Source organism: Hyphococcus aureus, from assembly GCF_042643165.1.
Lineage (GTDB): Bacteria > Pseudomonadota > Alphaproteobacteria > Caulobacterales > Parvularculaceae > Hyphococcus > Hyphococcus aureus.
Map to the genome: position 1 here is coordinate 2,465,060 of NZ_JBHRSH010000001.1, position 21,814 is coordinate 2,486,873.

Consider the following 21,814-nt stretch of genomic DNA (forward strand, 5'->3'; position numbering starts at 1 on the left):
CCTATTCCGTGATAAAGGTGGTGAAGTCGTCTACGCCTGCACGCGAGGAGCGCAGTTCATTCACTTTCGCCGAGGGGTCGGCATAGCCCAAAGCCATCCCGCAATAAAGCTGTTCATGGTCTTTGAGGCCGAGAAAGGCTGAAACGGTCTTTGCGCGCGCCGCCCAGGCTTCCTGCATGCAGGTGGCGAAACCCATATCCGTTGCGCAAAGGGCGAGGGTTTGCATGAACATGCCGAGATGGGCCCACTGGCCCTTGTCGAACTGGCGGCCTACGGAAAAGAACAACCCCACGGGCGCCCCGAAAAATTCGTAATTGCGCATGAGATGCTGAATGCGCGCCGGCTTGTCCTCGCGCGGGATGCCGAGCAGGGCATACATCTCCTCGCCAACCTCAAAGCGCCGCGTGCGCCAAGGCTCGCTGAGTTTTTCCGGATAGATGGCAAGTTCCGCCTCATTCGCGAAGGGATTTTCAGCAATCGCCTGTTTGACTGTCTCCACCAATCTATCCCGCCCGGCGCCCATGACCACATGCACGCGCCAGGGCTGAAGATTGCCGCCTGACGGCGCCCAGCGCGCCTGATCCAGAAGCTCGCGCAGCTGTTCCTCGCTCACCGGCTTGTCGAGAAAAGCGCGGATCGACGTTCTTGTCTTAATGGCGTCGCGGACATTCATGGGGTGTTCCTCTTTCCGGGGCTTGCTCTCGGCCGCGCGAATGCTCACCTTTACCAGCAGTCAACAAAAATGGTGAGTGCGCCTTCGCGCGCGTGCAAGAGTTTAGAACAGTGGATCAGAAGCAAAAAAACCAGTTGATGCCGTTTGTGACGCTGGTTTTGCTGGCGCTGACGGTTCTCCTGATCTCACGAAATAATGATCTGATTTTCCGAGACAAGGGCGAGCTCAGTGTTGAGCGTGACCGCAGCGATCCGGAAACCATCGTCTTCACCTGGCGCAATGAGGTGGAGGCGCCCATGGCGCGCCGTTTTGAAGAGGCGTGGCGCGACTGGAAGAATGAGGGCGACCGCGTCGTCATCGATCTGCATTCGCCAGGCGGCGCCATTGCCGAAGGCCAGGAAGTCATCCGCATCATTGAGCGAATGAAACGCACGCATATCGTCGATACGCGCGTGCGCGGACGCCGCGCCTGTTACTCCATGTGCGTGCCGATCTTTCTGCAAGGCGAGGAGCGCACCGCCGCGCCGAATTCAACCTTCATGTTTCATGAACCGACAGCCTATGATTTTTTTACAGGCGAGAAGGTCAACCAGCCGAAATTCGAACGAGACATGATGAGTCAGCGGTTTTTCGATATTTACTTCGTCAACTCGCCCATGGACCCGGTCTGGCGTGACAAGCTTGCGCGGGAATGGAAAGGCAGGGATCTTTTCTATTCGGCGAAGGAGCTGACGGATCAGCATTCCAATATTGTCACCAGGCTGGAATGATCGCGCCCGGTCCCCATGTGGCCTGAATTGCGAATTTGAAAGAGGCGCAGCCAAAATTCTCCGATTGATGCTATGAGAAAACGCTGATTTTCAACGGAGCGTCTCATGAAATCATTTTGCGCCGCAGCAGTTTTGGCCGTTGCTGTATTTGCAAGTCCGGCCTTCGCCCAAATCAGTACAGCTCCGACGGAGGCAGAAGCCTCGGCGAAATACGCCGCGCAGGACTGGCAAGGAACGGTGGAGGCTTATAGCGGGCTTCTGGAAGTCGATAGCGACAACGCCGGATACCATTATTATCTTGCGCGCGGCCAGCACGAGCTTGGTCAATATGACGAAGCCGAAAAGAACTATCAGGCAGCATTGGACCAGGGCTTCGCCAGTCCGGCCTCAGCGCAATATCATCTTGCGCGGCTTTACATGGCGACGGGTAAAAAGAAAAAGGCGCTCGCCATGCTTGAAACGCTCGCGCAAACCGGCGGCATTCCGGGCGGCTATTTGACCAACACAACCGAGTTCGCGCCGCTGGCTGAAGACAAGAAATTTCTTGCCGCGGTGCAGGCGCTGACGCCTTGCACCGATCCGGAATATCGGCATTTCGATTTCTGGCTGGGGGAGTGGGTTGTGACGTCGGCGGGAAGCAGCTCGTCCGCCACGAACAGCATTTCTTCCGAACATGGCGGCTGCGTCGTGCTTGAACAATATAATTCTGGCGCGTTTACCGGCATGAGCATCAATTTCTACGACAGCACTCAAAAACGCTGGCGCCAGACATGGATGTCGAATTCGGGCGGCGCGCTCTATCTCGGCGGCGGTCTCGATGAAAACGGCGCCATGGTGCTGTCTGACAAGGGGCTGGTTGAAAGCGACACCATCAACCGCATCACTTGGACGCCCAATGATGACGGCAGCGTGCGCCAGCATTGGGAAACGTCAACGGATGAGGGGACAAGCTGGAACACGGTGTTTGACGGGCTATACACGAAGAAATCGGACGAAGAATAATTAGCCCTTCACCGCCGTCAGCATGTAGTTGACGCTCACATCGTCGCCGATGCGCCAGATATCCATCAGCGGATTGTAAGTGACGCCCGCTTCCGCCGTGACGGTGAGCCCCGCGCGCGTCAGTGCAGACTTTGCTTCTTCGGGTTTGACGAACTTGCGCGGATCATGGGTGCCGGGGGGCAGCCAGCGCAGAACATATTCAGCGCCGATCTTGGCGAGCGCGAGCGCTTTCAAGGTGCGGTTGAGCGTCGCCATCACCATCATGCCGCCGGGTTTGACGAGACCGGCCGAGGTTTTGAGGAACAGCTCCACATCCGCCACATGCTCAACGACTTCGAGATTGAGGACGATATCGAAAGGCGCGGTGTTTTCTTCGGCGAGGTTTTCGACCGTTGTTGCGCGATAGTCGATCTCGAGATTTGACGGCGCTGCGTGGGCCATCGCGGTTTTGATGTTGCGCTCGGATGCGTCGATAGCCGTCACCGCCGCGCCAAGGCGGCGCATGGGCTCAGCGACGAGGCCGCCGCCGCAACCGATATCGAGGAGGGAAAGCCCTTCCAGCGGTGATTTCGCCCGCCGGTCGCGCCCGAAATGGGCGCAGGCGCCGTCGCGAATATAGGCGAGGCGAACCGGGTTGAATTTGTGCAGCGGCTTGAATTTGCCGAACGGGTCCCACCACTCATCGGCGATGGCGGAGAACTTCCTGACCTCTTCAGGGTCGATTGTAGTGGCGCCGGAGCGTGAAGTTGCGCCGTCTTGCGTCGTTGTTAACCCAGACTGCGCCATTTTTGATATTTCCTCGCTTGCGCCCGGGGGCGCTGCTTTCTAGAGATACGCCAGATTTGCGTCTCCGGCTGGCGGGGGCAAGAGGACATGAATTCGCAGGCGCAATATGGCCCGCATTGTAATGAAATTCGGCGGCACGTCAGTCGCCAATCTCGAGCGTATCCGCGCCGCGGCCGCCTTTGTGCGCCGCGAGGTCGACGCTGGCCATTCTGTGGCTGTTGTCGTCTCGGCCATGTCGGGCGAGACCAACCGGCTTGTGGGCTTGTGCGAAGAGGCCGGAGAGCCGGCGCCGGCGCTGGACGCCCGCGATGTGGAGTATGACGCCGTCGTCGCCTCTGGCGAGCAGGTGACATCAGGCCTTTTGGCGCTCGTGATGCAAAATCTCGGCTATCGCGCCCGGTCCTGGCAGGGCTGGCAGATCCCGTTGAAGACGGATATGGCGCATGGCAAGGCCCGTATCGCCGACATTGAAGGCGATGCGCTGGGTGAGGCCATCGATAATGGTGAAATCGCCATATGCGCCGGCTTTCAGGGGATCGCGCCGGATCAACGCATCGCCACTTTAGGACGCGGCGGTTCAGACACCTCCGCTGTCGCCATCGCCGCTGCGATCGGTGCCGCGCGTTGTGATATCTATACTGATGTGGACGGCGTCTATACGACCGATCCGCGCCTGACAAAGCAGGCGCGCCGGATCAGCAGGATTTCTTTTGAAGAAATGCTGGAAATGGCGTCCGTGGGCGCCAAAGTTTTGCAGACCCGCTCGGTGGAGCTCGCCATGCGCTATAAGATGCCGGTGCGGGTGCTTTCGAGCTTTGACCCGCCCGACGCGCCGGGCCCCGGCACGCTCATCTGCGATGAGGATGATATTGTGGAAGAAAACATTGTCACGACTGTTACGCCCGATTTCAACGAGGCGAGCATCACCATTCTCGCTGTGCCTGATGAACCGGGCCGCGCCGCGGGGATTTTCAACGCGCTCGCAGCTGCGAACATCAACATTGATATGATTGTGCAGAGCGCCTCGCGCGAGTCCGGATTCGCCAACATCTCTTTCACCACGAAAGAGGGCGACCTTGACCGCGCCATGAAAGTGCTCTCTGAAGAGCAGCCGAAAATTGGCTTTAAGGCGATGCAGTCCGATCGCAATGTCGCGAAGGTTTCTGTCATCGGTCTTGGCATGAAGAGCCATGCCGGCGTGGCGGCGACCATGTTCCGCGCCCTTGCCGAGAAAGGCATCAATATTCAGAATATCTCCACCTCCGAGATCAAGATCAGTGTTCTGATCAATGCGGACGCCGCTGAATATGCTGTGCGGGTGCTGCATGATGCGTATGGTCTGGATAAACTGCCCCAAGCCGCGCAGGGCTGAGTTCAGCCCCCGCGCGTAGCGAATAGGCTGCGATGAGTATTGAGAAAACACGCCCGCCTCATGGCGGACATGGCGAACAGGGCATCACCGTGCTCCTGAAGCGTATGCGCGATGCTGTCGCGCATGACACCAGCGCTCAGGAACGCCTTGACCTGTTGACCAAGGTTATCGCCAGCCATGTGGTTGCGGATGTGTGCTCAATCTATCTGCGCCGTCCCGACGATGTCCTGGAATTATACTCCACCGAAGGTTTGAACCCGCAGGCGGTTCACAAGACTCGCCTCGGTTGGGGCGAAGGTCTGGTCGGTCTTGTGGCGAAACGCGCGAGTCCCATGGTGACCGCCGAGGCGCCGAAACATCCAGCCTTCTCCTACCGGCCGGAAACGGGTGAAGATCCGCTGCATTCATTCCTCGGCGTGCCGCTGATCCGGTCGGGCAAGACACTTGGCGTGCTCGTCGTTCAGAACAAGGCGTCGCGCGAATACACTCATGAGGAAATCGAAGCGGTGCAGGCGGTGGCGACGTTGCTCGCCGAGATCGCCGCCTCGGGCGAACTCTTAAGCCAGGAAGAGACCGAAGTTGTCGGCGCGATGCTGCATCGCCCGGAAAAACTCAAGGGCTTTGGCATTGTTTCCGGCATCGCCATCGGCAAGGCGGTCTTCCTTCAGCCGCCGGCGCCCAAGCACAAGGTCTTTGCGCAAAATCCGGCGGCGGATGCGGCGCGCCTTGAAGACGGTCTCAACGATCTGCGCCAGTCCGTTGACGCCATGCTCGCCACCAACGCCTCGTTGAGCGGCGTGTCGCGCGAAGTGCTCGAGACCTATCGCCTGTTCGCTTATGACCGCGGCTGGAAAGATCGCCTGCGCGCCGCCGTGTTTTCTGGGCTTACCGCCGAATCGGCGGTGGAGCAGGTGAAGGCGGAAAACCGCGCCCGGCTGTCGCAATCGCGCGATCCCTATCTGCGTGAGCGCATGCACGATCTGGACGATCTTTCGAACCGGCTTTTGCGCCATCTTTCCGGCGACCAGAATGTCGGCCAGCGTGCGCTTTATGATGAGACCATTCTCATCGCCCGCACCATGGGCCCTGCGGAGCTTCTGGAATATGACCGCAACCGGCTGAAGGGGCTTGTGCTCGGCGAGGTGTCCGCGACGTCTCATGTTGCGATTGTCGCGCGCGCGCTGAAGCTGCCCATGGTCACTGGCGCGCCCGAAGCGATCGATCTGGCGGAGGAGGGCGATGCGACGCTGATCGACGGCGAGGCCGGCGAGATCCACATCCGTCCGTCGCCGGAAACGCTTGAAGACTTCCGTGGCAAACAAACCCGTTATCGCGAAGTCGAAGCCAGTTATGTCAGCGAGAAAAGCCTCGCTTCGCGGACCAAGGACGGCGAAGACGTTGCGATCATGATGAATGCGGGTCTTGCGCTCGACATGCCGTTTCTCGAACAGACCGGCGCCGAAGGGGTGGGCCTGTTCCGCACCGAGCTGCAATTCCTGATAGGGTCGCAATTGCCGAGCGTCGCCTCGCAGGAGGCGCTTTATCGTGAGGCGCTAGACCTCGCTGGCGACAAGCCGGTGATCTTCCGCACGGCGGATATCGGCGGCGACAAGACCGCGCCTTATATGGATCACGGCAATGAAGTGAACCCGGCCATGGGATGGCGCGGCGTGCGGATGGCGGTGGACCGGCCCGGCCTGATCCGGCCGCAGTTGCGCGCGCTTCTGTCCGCCGCGGCGGGGCGGACGTTGTGGGTGATGTTCCCCTTTGTCACGCTGCCGGGCGAGGTGGACGATATACGCGAGCTGCTGGATCGCGAGATCGACCGCTCCAGGCGCCGCGAAAAAGAATTGCCCAATGACGTGAAAATCGGCGCCATGATCGAAACCCCGGCGTCCGCCTGGCGGGCGGACCTGATCGCCGAGAAAGTCGATTTCCTGTCGGTGGGCGGCAACGACCTCGCGCAGTTTTATTTCGCCGCCGATCGCGATTCAGAACGGGTGCAGAGGCGCTACGATCCCATGAATCCGGGCTTTTTGAGCTTCCTGAAAAACACCGTGGAAAAAGTGTCCCGCACCGGGACGCCGCTTTCCTATTGCGGCGAGCAGACAGCGGACCCGGTGACGGCGGCGGCGCTGATCGGCGTCGGCGTGCGCCTGTTCTCCTTGCCGGCGGCGTTCGTGGGACCGTTCCGCCGCCTTGTCCGCTCGCTTGACGCAAAAGCGACGGCCGAATGGCTCGACTCCAATATGAGCCAGCCGCAGGTGACGCTGCGCTCTTCTTTCAGGGAATATCTGAAAGACTCCGGCGTCGTGCTTGAATAAATCACAGGTTAACGCATTCCTGCTTAAACATGGGTGATATTTCACCTTAAGGGCGCCATTCGGCGCGGCTTTTTTGCTATGCTGCGAAAAGCCGGGATTCGAAGGCGAGTGCGAAAAAGGGCGCAGGACGCAAAGATGGCCAGCGGAGCGACAGCAAACGGATCAGCGGAAATTGTCGATATGGCGGATGCGCGGGCGCGGCTTGCGGCCGATGCTGGCGAGTTCGAAAATGTCGGCGCGCGGTTGGCCGCTGTTCGCGAAAGCCGGGGCGTTGATCTGCGCGAAGCCGCCGCCCGGACCCATATCCGCGAATCTCATCTGACGGCGATTGAAGCGGTGAATGCGAGCGGGCTTCCCGCGCGCCCCTATGCGCTGGGGTTTGTGCGCACCTATGCGGAATTTCTCGAACTCGACGCCCGCGCGGTTGTTGAGCAGTTCAAATTCGACGCCGGCTACGACGCGCCCCAGAAAATTGAGACAGAAAAGTTTCGCGCCGGGGAAGAAGCCGCGGAAACGCAAGGACGCGACATGTCGCTTCCGGTGTTTGTCGCGATTATCGCCTTCATCATCTGGAGCGCGTGGCAGATCACCCTGACCAGCAAAGTGACGCCGATCGGGGAGGCGCCGGAAGCGGCGACCGTGGCGCCGGTGATTGAGACGCCAGCGCCGCCGCCGGTCGCCGGGGATCTGGTTGAGGCGCGTGTCATCGAGCGTATCGAGCCGGTTTATCCCTATAGCTGCGCCTCCGGGGCGCAGGCGGCGGAGACGGTTACAGTTTCCTTCACCGTCACGGCCGCGGGCCGGATTTCCGGAGAACGGGTGGCGGGCTCCACCAATAGCTGTTTCGATGAGGCGTCGCTCAACGCCTTGCGCCGCTGGCGCTTTGAGCCGCAAAAGGTCGATGGGACGCCCAAACCCGCCTATGATCAGATCCATGTTTTCCGTTTTGAGCGTCCGTAAAACGCGCACTCAGTAAGCTTTCGAACCGGCGAGGCCGCCATTTTGCGCGCCTTTGAGCCGGAGACAGGCTATGGCTGCATGAGCGGGGCTTGACTTCGCCGCCGGGCGCGCAATCTTGGCGGTGAATTTCCAGCGTATTTCAAGGCCCCGTACAGGCCAAGGCAGGTCCCATGTCGTTACGTCCCTGGCGTGATATTGAACGCCGCAAATGCCGCCAGATTATGGTGGGCAATGTGCCTGTCGGCGGCGATGCGCCCATTGCTGTCCAGTCCATGACCAACACCCTGACCTCGGACGCGCAGGCGACGATCCGTCAGGTCAATGAGATCGCGGAGGCGGGCGCTGACATTGTGCGTGTTTCCTGCCCTGATGTGGAATCGACGAAGGCGCTGAAGGAAATCTGCGCCAATGTCCCGGTGCCGATCGTTGCGGATATCCATTTTCACTACAAGCGCGGGATCGAGGCTGCGGAAGCGGGCGCGGCTTGCCTGCGGATCAATCCGGGCAATATCGGTTCGGAAGAGCGCGTGCGCGAAGTCATCAAGGCAGCCAAGGACCATGGCTGCTCCATGCGCATCGGCGTCAATGGCGGGTCGCTCGAAAAAGACCTGCTCGAAAAATATGGCGAGCCGTGTCCTGAAGCGATGGTGGAAAGCGCGCTCGACCATGCAAAAATTCTTCAGGACAATGACTTTCACGAATTCAAGATTTCAGTGAAAGCCTCTGACGTCTTTCTGACGGTCGCCGCCTATCACGCTCTCGCGGAAGCCATCGATTGCCCGCTGCATCTCGGCGTCACTGAGGCCGGCGGGTTGCGCATCGGTTCGGTGAAATCCGCCATCGGCATGGGCAATCTTTTATGGGCGGGCATTGGCGACACGATCCGCGTGTCGCTTTCCGCCGACCCGGTGGAAGAGATCAAGGCCGGCTTCGATATTTTGAAATCGCTTAATCTGCGCCATCGCGGCGTCAATGTGATTTCCTGTCCGTCCTGCGCACGTCAGGGCTTCCAGGTGATTGATACGGTGGAGCAACTTGAAAAGCGGCTCGCGCATATCACGACGCCAATGACGCTGTCGGTCATCGGCTGCGTCGTCAACGGGCCGGGCGAAGCGCGCGAAACTGATATTGGCTTTACAGGCGGCGGCGCCGGTAAAGAACACGGCATGATCTATCTTGACGGCGAAGTCGATCACCGCATCGACAACAGCGAAATTGTCGATCATCTCGTCGAACTTGTCGAAAAGAAAGCCGCAGAAATTCAGGCTGAAGAAGCCAAACAGTCCGTCGCCGCAGAGTAGCGATGCAACATTTTGGACCGCGCGCGAGGAAGGCTTCGCGCGCGGTTTTCTTATCTTATAGAATGGAAATCCTTTCGTGATCCCCCAGGAAAAACTCGACGCGCTGGTCGCGAAATTCGAGAAAATCGAAAAAGCCATGTCGACCGCGTCCGGCGCCGAAGAGATCGTGCGCCTGTCAAAAGAGCATGGTGAACTCAAAAATGTCGTTGAGAAATCCCGCGAGCTCATCTCCGTGCGCAAGCAGATGGCGGAGCTGAAAGAGCTGTCCGAAGGCGACGACAAGGACATGGCCGAAATGGCCTATGACGAATTGCAGGAACTGAAGGAAAAAGCGCCGGAGATCGAGCACGACCTACAGATCATGCTGTTGCCGAAAGACAAGGCGGATGACTCATCGGTTATTCTTGAAGTGCGCGCCGGGACCGGCGGCGATGAAGCGGCGATTTTCGCCGGCGATCTCTTCCGCATGTATCAGCGTTACGCCCAGCTTCAGGGCTGGAAGATGGAGGTGCTGTCCGCCTCTGAGTCAGACAAGAACGGCTACAAGGAAATTCAGGCGAACATTTCCGGCGACGGCGTCTTCGCCAAGATGAAATTCGAAAGCGGCGTGCATCGCGTGCAGCGCGTCCCGGAGACTGAAACGCAAGGACGTGTTCACACCTCGGCGGCGACCGTTGCGGTGCTGCCCGAACCCGAAGACGTTGATATTGAGATCAATGACGCTGATCTGCGCATCGATGTGTTTCGCGCCTCTGGTCCCGGTGGCCAGTCGGTGAACACGACTGACTCCGCGGTGCGGATCACCCATGTGCCGACTGGCGTCGTCGTGATCCAGCAGGATGAAAAATCCCAGCACAAGAACCGCGCCAAAGCCATGAAGGTGTTGCGTGCGCGGCTCTATGACGCCGAGCGTGCGCGTGTGGACGCCGAACGCGCGTCGGCGCGCAAAGGCATGGTGGGCACAGGCGACCGGTCTGAACGCATCCGCACCTATAATTATCCGCAAAGCCGCGTGACGGACCATCGCATTGGACTGACGCTGCACAATCTCGATGAGATCATTCGCGGCGACGGTCTCGATCCGGTTATCGAAGCGCTGATTACGCAGGACCGCGCCGACCGTCTTTCCGCGATGCAGGAAGATGCCTGACAATAAAGCAGTTACGATTGGCGAGGCGCTCCGCCAGGGCGTAGCGTTTCTCGCCAATAGCGAAACTCCTCAGCTCGATGCGCGCATTTTATTGAAGCATGCTTTGTGTGCGGATGATAGCGCGCTGATCGCCCGCGCCAATGACATCTTGAGCGCGGCGGAGGCGGCGCTTTTCCAATCGCTTCTGGAGCGCCGCGCCAGGTCGGAGCCTGTCGCCTATATCACCGGCGAAAAGGAATTCTGGAGCCTGTCCTTCAAGGTGACCCCGGATGTTCTGATCCCGCGCGATGACAGCGGCGCGCTCGTTGAGGCGGCCATCAAGCGGCGGCGCCGCGATGAACCTTTAAGGATCGCCGATCTCGGAACGGGGTCGGGCTGTCTTCTCTGTGCGCTTTTGTCGGAATTTCCTAATGCACAGGGAATCGGCGTCGACCGGTCAGAAGCGGCGCTGAAGATTGCAAAAACAAATGCGGCGGCGCTGGGATTTGTGGAGAGGGCGTCTTTCGCGGCCGGTGACTGGCTGGCGCCGCTGACAGGCGTCTTCGATCTCATTGTCGCCAATCCGCCCTATATCGCCGAGACCGAGGCGCCGGGCCTTTCCCCAGATGTTGCGGCCTATGAACCCCATGGCGCGCTATTCGCCGGAGCGGACGGGTTCGACGCCTATCGCGCCATCATTGGGCGATTGTCTCCCTTTCTCGCTCGGGGCGGCCTCGTTCTCATGGAATGCGGGTCGACCCAGACTGAGACTCTTGCGGCCATGCTGCAGGATCTGGCGCCTGAAAATGCAATATTTACCCTTTATGATCTCGCTGGACGGCCCCGGGGCGCTGGATTCGACCTCAGAAAGGGAGAAAAAGGGGATTGAAATGCGCGGGACACACACTATCATGGTTCTCAAGACAGGGGTTCAACGCCTTCGACTTGCTTGAATCTTCGGCGGCCCGGTCTTGCATCCGACCATCGTCCGGTTTTGGCGTGATCCGTTGGGGATTGCTTTGCCCGGAAACAGTCGGCGCTGACCCCGCAGCCTTGCTGCGCCAGGAACAAGACAATCGCATGAAGAAACGGGCGGGCCCGATTCTCCGCCGTTAGCTGGAAAGACTGTTTTCATCGCGAAAAGACGGGAAGCCCCCGCTTTTCGGAAGGGGAATTGTTAAAGGTACTCATATGAAGCGTGGCCGTAACCAACGCCGCCGTCCCGGTGGCGGATCAAATCCAAACCGGGCACTCGACTCCAATGGCCCGGATGTTCGCATTCGCGGCACAGCCAATCAGATCTATGATAAATATCAGGCGCTGGCGCGCGACGCGTCTTCTGCTGGCGACCGCGTCAAGGCCGAAAGCTACCTTCAGCACGCAGAGCACTATTTCCGTCTGATTCGTTCCATGCAGCCGGCGCAGCAGCCTAATTCGCAGTCTTCGGATGTTGATGGCGAACAGCCAGGCGTTGATGACAACGATCAGGAGCAACCGCAGCGCGAGGCCCAACGTGAGGCGCGTGAGGCGCGGCCGCAGCGCGCTCCTCGCCGTAATGACAATCCTCCGAACGAGGCCTCCACCGAGTCGGGGGCTGGCGACGCCGAAGACAGCGACGAGCAATCGGCTCCCGCCGCTGAGGCTGATGAGCCGAAAGCGGCTGCGGAAGAAGAAAAGAAGCCTCGCCGGCGCCGGGCTCCACGGCGCACCACGAAAAAAGATGAAGACGGTTCAGCCGAGACGCCTGCTGCGGCTGCGGCGGAATAGGACGCTGCAGTTTAAATTACTGCATGCGCCCATGTTGCGACTCACTGCGAATTCGTAGTCTCTGCTCACAAAAAGAGGAGAGAGACGCATGGCAGAACCTGATTCGTTATTAGATCTCACGGGCAAGACAGCGATCGTGACCGGCGCCTCGCGCGGGATCGGCGAAGCGATTGCACGGCGCCTGGCGCAATACGGCGCCAATGTTGTCGTTTCAAGCCGCAAGATCGACGGTTGTGAGGCGGTCGTCAGGTCTATCAATATGCTGGAAGGCCGCGAGGCCGCCTTCGCGATCCCCTGCAACATCACTCACAAGGAAGAGTTGCAGCGCCTTGTGGACGAGACCAAGGCCAAAGTCGGCGCGGTCGATATTCTCGTCGCCAACGCCGCGGTCAATCCATATTTCGGGCCTGCGTCGGAGATGACCGACGAACAGTTCGACAAGGTGATCGATTGCAATGTCAAATCCCCGCACTGGTTGTCGCAAATGGTGCTGCCGGATATGCGGGCGAAAAAAGACGGATCGATCATTATCATTTCATCGATTGGCGGTTTTATCGGATCGGCTTCTCTGGGCGCATATAGTATTTCCAAGGCGGCCGATCTTCAGCTCGCGCGCAATCTTGCGGTGGAGGTGGGTCCGGATAATGTCCGGGTTAACTGCATCTGTCCGGGCGTTGTGAAAACCCAGTTCGCCGAAGCGCTCTGGAAAGATCCGAAGATTGAAAAAGTCATGACGGAGCGTTTGCCTTTGCGCCGTTTCGGAGAGCCTGATGATATCGCCGGCGCTGCGGTGTTTCTGGCGTCACCGGCTGCGCGCTGGATGACAGGACAGGCGATGATCATTGACGGCGGCGCCATGATCTCCCTTGGCGAGTTATGACGGACAAGCCATAATTTCTGTCATGGCGGACCCTTCAAGGAATTTTGGCGAAGCGGCGGCGCGCTACACTGCGTTTCGTCCCGACTATCCACAGGAAATTTTCGATTTTCTCCTGGCGCATGTGACGAGCGGTCGTTTGTTCGCCGTTGATCTTGGCGCGGGGTCGGGACAGGCGACGCGGAACCTCGCCGGACTGTTCAGCAATGTGACTGCCATCGAACCTGACGGACGGCTCGTGGAAGAGGCACGGCTTCCGGCGAATGTGAAAATCGAGCTCAAAGCGGCGGAGACGGCGGAGTTTGCCGAGGCGAGCCTTGATGCGGTGATCAGCGCCACGGCGTTTCACTGGATGAACCAGGCGCTTGTTTGCAAGAACGCTGCGTGCTGGCTCAAAACCGGCGGCGCCTTTTTTCCTTTCGCCCCGGACGCGTTTCAGGTCGCCGGTGACGCCAGCGATTACTTCACCGATGAATTTGACAAGTGGCGGCCCTATCGCGACCGGCGCCTTGTGGACTGTTATGACTATGAGGCGGCGTTGAAGGAGAGCGGTGTCTTCGCTTCGGTCCTTCCTTACCGCCAGACTCTGCGCCATCAATTGCCCTCAGCGGCGGCGGCGGGGCTCATCTCGACGTTTTCGTTCGCGCGCGATTACGCCCGCGACCATGGCGGCGAGGATTATTTTCAGTCTGTAAAAGACACGCTTACCCGTTTCGGTGAGACGGTGACGTTTATTGTACCGATCATCGGAGCGCTTGGCGTGAAAGCCTAGATTGCGCGCGTCGCCTTTTCGAACCAGTCCCTGATCGCGGGCGGAAGCAGCGATGACAGCGTATCTCTAACCCGCGCGTGATACTCATTGAGCCATTGGCGCTCATGCTCGGTCAGCAACGCGATTTTGACGAGATCGAGATTGATTGGCGCCAGTGTGATGGTCTCGAACTCCATCATCTCGCGCTCACCGCCGGTGACGGGTTTGGGCGGTGTAACGACGATGAGGTTCTCAATCCGGATGCCGAACGCGCCTTCTTTATAATAGCCGGGTTCGTTTGAAAGGATCATGCCCGGTTTCAGCGCTTGTGTGTTCGGCGCCTTGGCGATGCGTTGCGGGCCTTCATGAACGCCAAGGAAAGAGCCGACGCCATGACCAGTGCCGTGATCATAGTCGAGACCGGCGTCCCACAAGGGTTTGCGCGCAACCATGTCGAGCTGGTGGCCGGTGGTTCCCGCCGGAAATTTCATCGTCGCCAGCGCGATATGGCCCTTAAGAACGCGCGTGAAACGATCGCGCATTTCATCGCTTGCTTCGCCAATCGGCACTGTGCGGGTGATGTCAGTCGTGCCGTCAGGATATTGTCCGCCTGAATCGACGAGATACAGCGTTCCACGGTCGAGTTTGATATTCGACTCGGTCGAGACCCGGTAATGGGGAAGGGCGCTGTTTGGGCCCGCGCCGGAAATGGTGTCGAAACTCAGATCGCGCAGCATGTCCGATTGCGCGCGAATGGATTCGAGTTTTTGCGCCGCGGTGATTTCGTCAATCGCACCGGATTGAGCGTCAGTGTCGAGCCAGTGCAGAAACACCGTGATCGCGGCGCCGTCGCGAATATGCGCAGTTCGCGCGCCAGCGATTTCGGTTTCATTTTTCGCCGCGCGCGGAAGCGCGCAAGGGTCGGTCAGGTTAATGACGACCGCGCCATTGGCTTTGAGATCATCTACATATTTCGATGGCGCGAGCGCCGGATCGACAGCGACTTTTGCGCCTGACTTGCCGAGTTTTTCAAGCGCAGAGGCGACGTCGCTTTCTGCGCGAATATCCACATCGTCGCCAAGGAAACCCGACAAATCATTGCCAGTTTTTTCCGGCGCCACAAAGAACGTCGCCGTGCCGTCCTTGTTGATGAGGGCGCGCCCCAGCGGCAGAGGGGAGCGAGAGACGTCCTGTCCGCGCACATTGAAAAGCCAGGCGATTGACGGCGGCGCGGTGATGAGCGCGGTGTCGGCGCCGGCTTTGGCGACAGCGGCCGCAATTTCCTTGCGCTTTTCTTCGGATGACTTGCCGGCGAATTGAAGGTCGTGTGGTTTCACCGGAGTCAGCGGCGCCGCCGGCTGGTCCGACCATGCGGCGTCCACAGGATTTTGCATGACGGCGACGAGTTCGAAGCCCGCTTTTTCCGCCGCCGCTTTGAGTTTCTGGACACCCGCCAGTGTATGCAGCATTGGATCATAGCCGATGCGCGCGCCGTTGGCGCCATGCTCAGAGAGCCAGGCGTCCGGCGGCGTTTCCATTAAATCCACATAGTCGAAAAAGGCGCTATCCGCCTGTTGGCGCACCTGCACCGTGTAGCGCCCGTCCGTGAACATGATGGCTTTATCCTGCAAGATAAGAGCGGCGCCGGCAGAGCCTGAAAACCCTGTCGCCCACATCAGTCTTTCGGCGTAAGCGGGGATATATTCGTTCTGGTATTCGTCGTCATGAGGAATGAGAAACCCATCGAGATTTTGTTTCGTCATTTCCGCACGCAACAGCGGCAGATGTTTTCCTGCGAAGGAACGGTCGGAAACAGGTTCAAAGGTCTGAAACATAAGTCTGTCCAAAGCTGTGGCGATGGCTGTGACTATCGCGCTTCGCTACGCCGCCCACAAGGGCGGCCGTGACTACAATTTTACGAATAGCAGCACCGGCCAGGTTGGCTGGTCAAGGCGGTTGATCAGGCGAAACCCTTGCGCTTCATAAGCGGAAACAACTCCTGCTTCCTGTTCCGACATCAGGCCCGCCAGCATCACCCGGCCGTTTTTGGCGACGTGGTCGGTCATTCCAGGCGCGAGTTCGGCGAGCGGTCCGGCGAGAATGTTCGCGAATACGAAATCGAATGGCGCCGCCTCCGCAATGGTTTTGTGATTAAAACCGTCCGCTGTGAGCGTAATAACGTAATCGTCAGTGTCATTCAGTTCTACATTCTCTGCAGCTATCGCGACTGAGTCGGCGTCGATGTCAGTTGCGAGAATTTGGCGTTTCCAGATTTTCGCGGCTGCGATAGCGAGAACCGCCGAGCCGCATCCGAGATCAAGCACCTTTTTCGGCGCAAAACCCGCAAAGCGATCAAGCAGCGTCAGGCATCCGGCGGTTGTTGGGTGATGGCCGGTGCCGAAGGCCATGTTGGCGTCGATGCGGATAGCGATGTCGCCTTCATCATCGGGCAGCTTATCCGCGTCGTGAACGCCGTAAAGCACGAACCGGCCGCAACGCACGACGCCCAGCCCTTCGAGAGAATGCGCGACCCAGTCGATATCCGGCAGCTCTTCAGTCTCCACATGTTCGATCGCAGCAAGCATGTCATCGAACGCGGAGAGCTTTTCGCGCAGCGCCGGAATGTCAGGCGCTTCCTCCGCATACGTCTCAAGCGCCCAGACGCCGTCATCGCCTTCTTCAACGGGCTTGTCGAGACGGCGCAGCGACACAGCGGTCTCCATGGTCTCGTCAGCCTCAGTGAAGAACAGCGAGGCGGCCTCCATTTCGGCCCGGTTTCCTTTCCAGGTCGTTTTGAACATGGTGAACGTTTCCGTGCTTATTGTGAAAAGCGGTGATTAATGCTTATTGGCCTACTCGCAAAGCAGGTCATGCGCAACCGGGGCGAGGGGTTCCTCTATGGTGGATCTTAACAGAGCGGCGCTGATGGCGGATTATGCGCGCTTTCGTGTGCAACGCCGTTTTTCGGGCGCTAGAAATCTGTTCGACCAGGCGCAAAAAACCTGGACTGTGGCGCCGCCGGAAACCATCGAAACGCCGCCATCGATTGTCCTGGAGGGGAGTTCGACCGCATCCGCGAGGTGGAACAATGGACGACGCCGGAGGTGGAGCGTCGGCGGATGCAAGGCGGCGCTTTCGACCGCCTGGCGGTGACGGGATATGAGTATAAAGACGCGATCCTCTATCAGGGATCGATCATCGCCGCTGGCGCCGAGAAACGCATTCTGCCCTATGAGAATAATGCACCGCGCTCGAAGGAGCATCCGGTTGAAACTATCGATGAAGGCGCTCTCGCCGGATCTTATTTAGGGCTGATGTATTTCGGGCACTGGCTAAAAGACGACGCGCCCTTGTCGCTGCTGGCGGAAGAGTATGGAACGCCATTCTCACCCAGTCCGCCCGCATGGCATGCGGCGCAATTTCGTGAAACGCATATTGGCGGTTATATCGACTTTTTGGACGTGCCCTGGCGTCAGGCGGAAAATGTCCGCTGCAAAAAACTTGTCCTGTTCGATGATGAGGATTTTACCACCCATAAGGGCGCAAGGCTGGAGCGTTTGCGCGCGAGGGCGATGGAAAAGCTTGGAGCGCCGGTAGAGACAGGGCGGCGCGTTTTCATCAAGCGGGGCATCGCTGACAAAGGTGTGCGGCGCTTCGGCAATGAAGCGGACATTGCGGCGCGTCTCGAAGCGGATGGGTTTTCTATTGTCGATCCGTCAAAGATGAATGTTATCGAAATCGCAACTGCGCTTCACGGCGCGGCGCTGGTGGTGGCCGCCGAAGGGAGCCATCAGGTGCATTCGATATTCACGTTGCCAAAGGGCGCAGGGCTTCTTGCGATCAGCGCGCCGGACCGGTTTTGCACGGTGAACAAGCGCTGGACCGATCTCTTGGGCTTACGCTATGGCTTTATGGTAGGCGATCCAGCTGAAGAAGGCTTCACTGTGGATTATGAGCGCCTGAGACGCACAATCGATCTCTTTGGCGTGTAACAGTCACGCCGCTTCTACAAAACTGTCGATGACTTTTTTCGGGCCCGAATGCTCGAAATTGACGGTCAGTTTTTGTCCCTCAATCGAAGCGATTTTTCCATAGCCGAATTTCTGGTGGAAGACGCGCTGGCCTTTTTTGAACTTTGATTTTCCCGGCGCGGATACCGACACGGTTGCTCCGCGGCCCTCAATCAACGGCGCTTGCGCCGCCGGGCGCGAGGACGCTGCGCGCGCGCGTTTCCACCCGGGATTGTCGTAATAATCGTTTTCTTTCAGCTTCATGCCTTCGAAGGAAGAATGGCTGGCGAGGGAGGAGGCGGCGTTGCCGTAAAGCCCCGGTTCGGACATCACTTCCACATGTTCTTCCGGCAATTCATCGATAAAACGGGAAGGGATCGCCGCCTGCCAGCGCCCGTATATCTGGCGGTTTGCGGCGAAGGAGATGCGGCAGCTTTCTTCGGCGCGAGTCACGCCCACATAGGCGAGGCGGCGTTCTTCTTCGAGGGCGGCGTTGCCTTTTTCGTCCAGCGATCTTTTTGACGGGAAAATTTCCTCTTCCCAGCCGGGCAGGAAGACAACGGGAAATTCAAGGCCCTTCGCCGCGTGAAGCGTCATCAGCCAGATTTGTCCGTCAGCGGAGCTTTCGCTCAGCTCGGACACTAGCGCCACATGATCGAGATAGGCGTTCAGCGTCTCGAATTCGGAGACCGCCTGAATAAGCTCCTTGAGGTTGTCGAGTTTTCCTGGCGCCTGCGGATTTTTCGAGTTCTTCCACATTTCAATATAGCCGGATTCTTCCAGCATCAGTTCGGCGAGGTCGGCGGGCGGCATGTCCTTGGCGTCGCGGGACCAGCGGTCAATGGTGTCGACGAAATTGAGGAGAGACCGACGGGCGGCGGCGGCGAGTTCATTGCTTTCAAGCGCCAGACGGGACGCCGCCATAAGCGGCATGTCATTGGCGCGTGCGATCTTGTGCAGGGTTTGCAGCGCCTTGTCGCCAAGCCCGCGTTTGGGTTTGTTGACGATGCGATCGAAGGCAAGATCGTCATCGGGAGAGCGGATGAGGCGCAGATAGGCGAGAGCGTCGCGGTTTTCTTCGCGCTCGTAAAAACGCGGGCCGCCGACAACCTTGTAGGCGAGGCCAAGCGTGTTGAAGCGTTCTTCAAAGGCGCGCATCTGGAACGAGGCGCGCACCAGCACCGCCATTTGGGAAAGGGAGCGGCCTTTCAGTTGCTCTGACTCGATATCGTCGCCGATGAGACGGGCTTCTTCCTCACCGTCCCAGACGCCGCGGACTTTTACTTTTTCACCTTCTTCAAGGTCGGTCCATAGGGTCTTGCCGAGGCGTTCGGAGTTGGCGGCGATGAGACCTGATGCGGCGCCAAGGATCGACGGCGTCGACCGGTAATTGCGTTCGAGCCGGATCACCGTTGCGCCCGGGAAATCCTTTTCAAAGCGCAGGATGTTTTCGACTTCGGCGCCGCGCCAGCCATAGATCGACTGATCGTCGTCGCCGACACAGCAGATGTTTTTATATTTTTGCGCAAGCAGGCGCAGCCACAGATATTGCGCGACATTGGTGTCCTGGTATTCGTCCACCAGCATGTAGCGGAAGCGGCGCTGATATTCGTCTAGGATGTCGGCATGGTTCTGGAAGATCGTCAGATTATGCACCAGAAGATCGCCGAAATCGGCGGCGTTCAGCGTCGTCAGCCGTGACTGATAGGCTTTGTACAAGGCGATCCCGCGTCCGTCGGCGAAATGCCAGGCTTCGTTTTCGGGAACCTTGTCCGGCGTCAGTCCGCGATTTTTCCAACCGTCGATGACAAAAGCGAGGCCGCGCCCGGTCCAGCGTTTTACATCCAGATTGGCCGCTTCAATGACCTGTTTGGCGAGTCGCGCCTGGTCGTCGGCGTCAAGAATGGTGAAATTGGATTTGAGACCGACAAGCTCTGCATGGCGGCGTAAAATCTGCGCGCCGATGGAGTGGAACGTGCCGAGCCATTTCATGCCCTCGACGTCGCCGCCGACCAGCTTGGCGATCCGCTCCTTCATCTCGCGGGCCGCCTTGTTGGTGAAGGTGACGGCGAGAATCTGCCAGGGCTGCGCACGGCCGGTATGGAGGAGATGCGCCAGGCGCGTCGTCAGCGCCCGCGTCTTGCCCGTGCCGGCGCCCGCAAGCATCAGGACCGGGCCCTCAACCGCCAGCACCGCCGCGCGCTGTTCGTCATTAAGGCCCTCAAGATAGGGCGCATTTTCACTGTCGCCGGCGGCCGGCCCGGAAGGGGGCCGGGCCTGCGCTGCGGCGAGCGCGCGCTCGGAAATGCTGGGTTTGCGGTCGGTTGAAGGGGCCATGAACTCTATGTACCGAAAGGAGAACGATTCTGGAACATTAAGAGATATAGAGGCTTGGCGGAATTGCAATAAATCCGGGAATCGCGACACTGGGGACAGGGGAGAATAGGTCCGGATCGCATATTCGGCGCCCAGATAGGAGTTTTGGCTAATGGCAGGAAAATTTGAGCTTTATAAGGACAAGGCGGGTGAATTCCGCTTCCGCCTCAAAGCGGGCAATGGAGAGAACATCCTCGCCAGCGAAGGCTACAAGGATAAATCCGGCGCTGAAAACGGCATCGCCTCCGTCAAGAAGAACGCAGCCGACAAGGCGCGCTTCGAAGTGAAGGATTCCACCAGCGGCAAACCTTATTTTGTTCTCAAAGCGGCCAACCACCAGGTTATCGGACAATCCCAGATGTATGACAGCGCCTCGGGCTGTGACAACGGCATTGAGTCGGTGATGAAGAACGCGCCTGACGCTGCGGTTGACGACCAGACGGCATAACTGGGCGTCTGATAAAATTCTTTAACGCCGCTCAAAGAGCGGCGTTAATTTTATAAAGTGTCTGTCACCGTCCACACTTATAAAGGATTTTTCGCCATGACCCTTTCGCGCGTTTGGATAAAATCCTCGGTGCTGGCCGCCACGGGAGTTTTGGTTACGGCGACGGGCGCTCTGGCGTCTGATCGTTGCGGCGAGGATCTCGGAAAGGTTTCTTACTTTAGACGGCTGGCGGAGGTGAACTCCTGGGCTGAGCCAATCGTCGGTGTCGGTGAGGTGAGCAAAACGCATGCCCAAAAAATCGCTCATTTCCGCATAGAAGTGGACGGGTGCGGCGCGATCATTGATGCGCAGTATTTTCATGGCGGCGTCCCAAAGCCAATTGACGAAAATTTTTCGTCAAACCGGCTAACGCCCACATCGCATTTGAAAATCGAGCGAGAAGCGAACAAGGCCTTTCTTCATTTCTTTGATCATCTCGATCAGCGAAAAAATGTTTTCGGCGAAATCTTCTCGGTGGAAATTGAATATGATGACAGAGAACGCCCGATATCGGCGCGACTAAATAATGCGAATGGAGAAATTTCGTCCTCGGCATTCGGGTACGCAGAGGTCGGCTGGGTTTGGGACAATGACCGCGAAGGTGTCGAAACGCGTTATGATGAAAATGGAGACCCGATCAAAAGCGGCGCCGAGTTTACCTTTTCAGAGGCCGTCATTGTACGCGATGGATCCGGTTTTTTAACGCGTCTCGCTATCGCAGATGATGATTACAGCGTTGCGATAAAGAGGGACGGCGCCGGTGTCCGGCGATCATGGCGAGCAGTGGATTCCGAGGGACCCCGCCGAGGCGGCGCCGCTCATGTCGCTGGAATAGACTACGATTATGATGAGAACGGTTATCTTCAAAGAGCCGTTTATCTCGATGAACGCGGTGAGGCGTCCCTGGGTCTTTCGGGGCACATGGGATTTCGCCGGCTATATAACGAAGCTGGCAACAGGCTTGGCTATGACTTTGTGGATGCGAGCGGGAATGTCTGGATTCCACCGGAAAGAGGCTATGCCGGCCAGCGGTTTTATTGGCGAGAGGACGGCGTTGTCCGGACGAGGACCGAATATGTGGATGAGCAAGGGAAATTGCTCGATCACCCCACAAGAGGCTATGCTTCGATCGATCATCATTTCAACTCGAGGAATGAGGAGGTCAGGCGAGTTTACCGGACCGCCGAAGGTGAGGTCGTAAACGACGAGAGTAACATCAACTAGTTCAA

20 protein-coding genes are annotated in these 21,814 nt (G+C 58.6%); 15 read left to right on the forward strand and 5 right to left on the reverse strand.

Features of this window, described 5'->3' with window-relative positions; translation table 11 throughout:
* Window position 1: 1 nt before the first annotated feature.
* Window positions 2-673: a nitroreductase gene (locus tag ACFOOP_RS12035; RefSeq protein WP_379881200.1), complete on the reverse strand. Its 672-nt coding sequence runs from the start codon at window positions 671-673 to the stop codon at window positions 2-4.
* Window positions 674-783: 110 nt separating this feature from the next.
* Here ACFOOP_RS12035 and ACFOOP_RS12040 point away from each other — a divergent pair, with 110 nt between their 5' ends.
* Window positions 784-1,443: an ATP-dependent Clp protease proteolytic subunit gene (locus ACFOOP_RS12040; protein ID WP_379881201.1), complete on the forward strand. Its 660-nt coding sequence runs from the start codon at window positions 784-786 to the stop codon at window positions 1,441-1,443.
* A 105-nt stretch (window positions 1,444-1,548) separates the two neighbouring features.
* Window positions 1,549-2,445: a tetratricopeptide repeat protein gene (locus ACFOOP_RS12045; RefSeq protein WP_379881202.1), complete on the forward strand. Its 897-nt coding sequence runs from the start codon at window positions 1,549-1,551 to the stop codon at window positions 2,443-2,445.
* Here the strand turns inward: ACFOOP_RS12045 and ubiG are convergent, their stop codons facing one another.
* On the reverse strand, window positions 2,446-3,231 hold the full coding sequence (gene ubiG / locus ACFOOP_RS12050; protein ID WP_379881203.1) for a bifunctional 2-polyprenyl-6-hydroxyphenol methylase/3-demethylubiquinol 3-O-methyltransferase UbiG: 786 nt from the start codon (window positions 3,229-3,231) through the stop codon (window positions 2,446-2,448). It lies immediately after the preceding gene.
* Window positions 3,232-3,337: 106 nt separating this feature from the next.
* Here ubiG and ACFOOP_RS12055 point away from each other — a divergent pair, with 106 nt between their 5' ends.
* From ACFOOP_RS12055 to ACFOOP_RS12095, 9 genes are all read left to right on the forward strand, one after another.
* Entirely contained in the window at window positions 3,338-4,603 is a 1,266-nt protein-coding gene (locus tag ACFOOP_RS12055; RefSeq protein ID WP_379881204.1) for an aspartate kinase, read from the forward strand.
* Window positions 4,604-4,635: 32 nt separating this feature from the next.
* Window positions 4,636-6,927, forward strand: a complete 2,292-nt coding sequence (ptsP, locus tag ACFOOP_RS12060) for a phosphoenolpyruvate--protein phosphotransferase (protein WP_379881205.1) — start codon at window positions 4,636-4,638, stop codon at window positions 6,925-6,927.
* A gap of 135 nt (window positions 6,928-7,062) precedes the next feature.
* A complete protein-coding gene (locus ACFOOP_RS12065; RefSeq protein ID WP_379881206.1) occupies window positions 7,063-7,887 on the forward strand; it encodes a TonB family protein in 825 nt (274 codons plus the stop codon).
* Window positions 7,888-8,057: 170 nt separating this feature from the next.
* Entirely contained in the window at window positions 8,058-9,188 is a 1,131-nt protein-coding gene (gene ispG, locus ACFOOP_RS12070; protein ID WP_379881207.1) for a flavodoxin-dependent (E)-4-hydroxy-3-methylbut-2-enyl-diphosphate synthase, read from the forward strand.
* A gap of 76 nt (window positions 9,189-9,264) precedes the next feature.
* Window positions 9,265-10,338, forward strand: coding sequence for a peptide chain release factor 1 (gene prfA, locus ACFOOP_RS12075; protein ID WP_379881208.1), 1,074 nt, complete (start codon window positions 9,265-9,267; stop codon window positions 10,336-10,338).
* Complete coding sequence (gene prmC / locus ACFOOP_RS12080) at window positions 10,331-11,206, forward strand: peptide chain release factor N(5)-glutamine methyltransferase (protein ID WP_379881209.1); 876 nt, start codon at window positions 10,331-10,333, stop codon at window positions 11,204-11,206. Before prfA ends, prmC begins: the two co-directional genes overlap by 8 nt.
* Before the next feature lie 302 nt (window positions 11,207-11,508).
* Window positions 11,509-12,084, forward strand: coding sequence for a DUF4167 domain-containing protein (locus ACFOOP_RS12085; protein ID WP_379881210.1), 576 nt, complete (start codon window positions 11,509-11,511; stop codon window positions 12,082-12,084).
* 88 nt (window positions 12,085-12,172) lie between these two features.
* Entirely contained in the window at window positions 12,173-12,964 is a 792-nt protein-coding gene (locus tag ACFOOP_RS12090; protein ID WP_379881211.1) for an SDR family oxidoreductase, read from the forward strand.
* A gap of 22 nt (window positions 12,965-12,986) precedes the next feature.
* Window positions 12,987-13,733, forward strand: a complete 747-nt coding sequence (locus ACFOOP_RS12095; RefSeq protein ID WP_379881212.1) for a class I SAM-dependent methyltransferase — start codon at window positions 12,987-12,989, stop codon at window positions 13,731-13,733.
* On the opposite strand, the gene ACFOOP_RS12100 is transcribed toward ACFOOP_RS12095, so the two are convergent.
* On the reverse strand, window positions 13,730-15,547 hold the full coding sequence (locus tag ACFOOP_RS12100) for an aminopeptidase P family protein (protein WP_379881213.1): 1,818 nt from the start codon (window positions 15,545-15,547) through the stop codon (window positions 13,730-13,732). The genes ACFOOP_RS12095 and ACFOOP_RS12100 overlap by 4 nt on opposite strands.
* 72 nt (window positions 15,548-15,619) lie before the next feature.
* Window positions 15,620-16,513, reverse strand: coding sequence for a 50S ribosomal protein L11 methyltransferase (locus ACFOOP_RS12105; protein ID WP_379881214.1), 894 nt, complete (start codon window positions 16,511-16,513; stop codon window positions 15,620-15,622).
* 97 nt (window positions 16,514-16,610) lie between these two features.
* Between ACFOOP_RS12105 and ACFOOP_RS12110 the strand changes: the two genes are divergently transcribed.
* A complete protein-coding gene (locus ACFOOP_RS12110) occupies window positions 16,611-16,865 on the forward strand; it encodes a hypothetical protein (protein ID WP_379881215.1) in 255 nt (84 codons plus the stop codon).
* Entirely contained in the window at window positions 16,832-17,704 is an 873-nt protein-coding gene (locus ACFOOP_RS12115) for a glycosyltransferase family 61 protein (RefSeq protein WP_379881216.1), read from the forward strand. The genes ACFOOP_RS12110 and ACFOOP_RS12115 overlap by 34 nt, the downstream gene beginning before the upstream one ends.
* 3 nt (window positions 17,705-17,707) lie before the next feature.
* Here ACFOOP_RS12115 and ACFOOP_RS12120 read toward each other — a convergent pair whose 3' ends face one another.
* The gene (locus ACFOOP_RS12120; protein WP_379881217.1) at window positions 17,708-20,059 is read right to left on the reverse strand and encodes a DUF3553 domain-containing protein; all 2,352 of its coding nucleotides are present in this window, start codon (window positions 20,057-20,059) and stop codon (window positions 17,708-17,710) included.
* Window positions 20,060-20,210: 151 nt separating this feature from the next.
* Between ACFOOP_RS12120 and ACFOOP_RS12125 the strand changes: the two genes are divergently transcribed.
* The gene (locus ACFOOP_RS12125; RefSeq protein ID WP_379881218.1) at window positions 20,211-20,546 is read left to right on the forward strand and encodes a YegP family protein; all 336 of its coding nucleotides are present in this window, start codon (window positions 20,211-20,213) and stop codon (window positions 20,544-20,546) included.
* A gap of 96 nt (window positions 20,547-20,642) precedes the next feature.
* Window positions 20,643-21,809, forward strand: coding sequence for a hypothetical protein (locus tag ACFOOP_RS12130; protein WP_379881219.1), 1,167 nt, complete (start codon window positions 20,643-20,645; stop codon window positions 21,807-21,809).
* Window positions 21,810-21,814 lie beyond the last annotated feature (5 nt).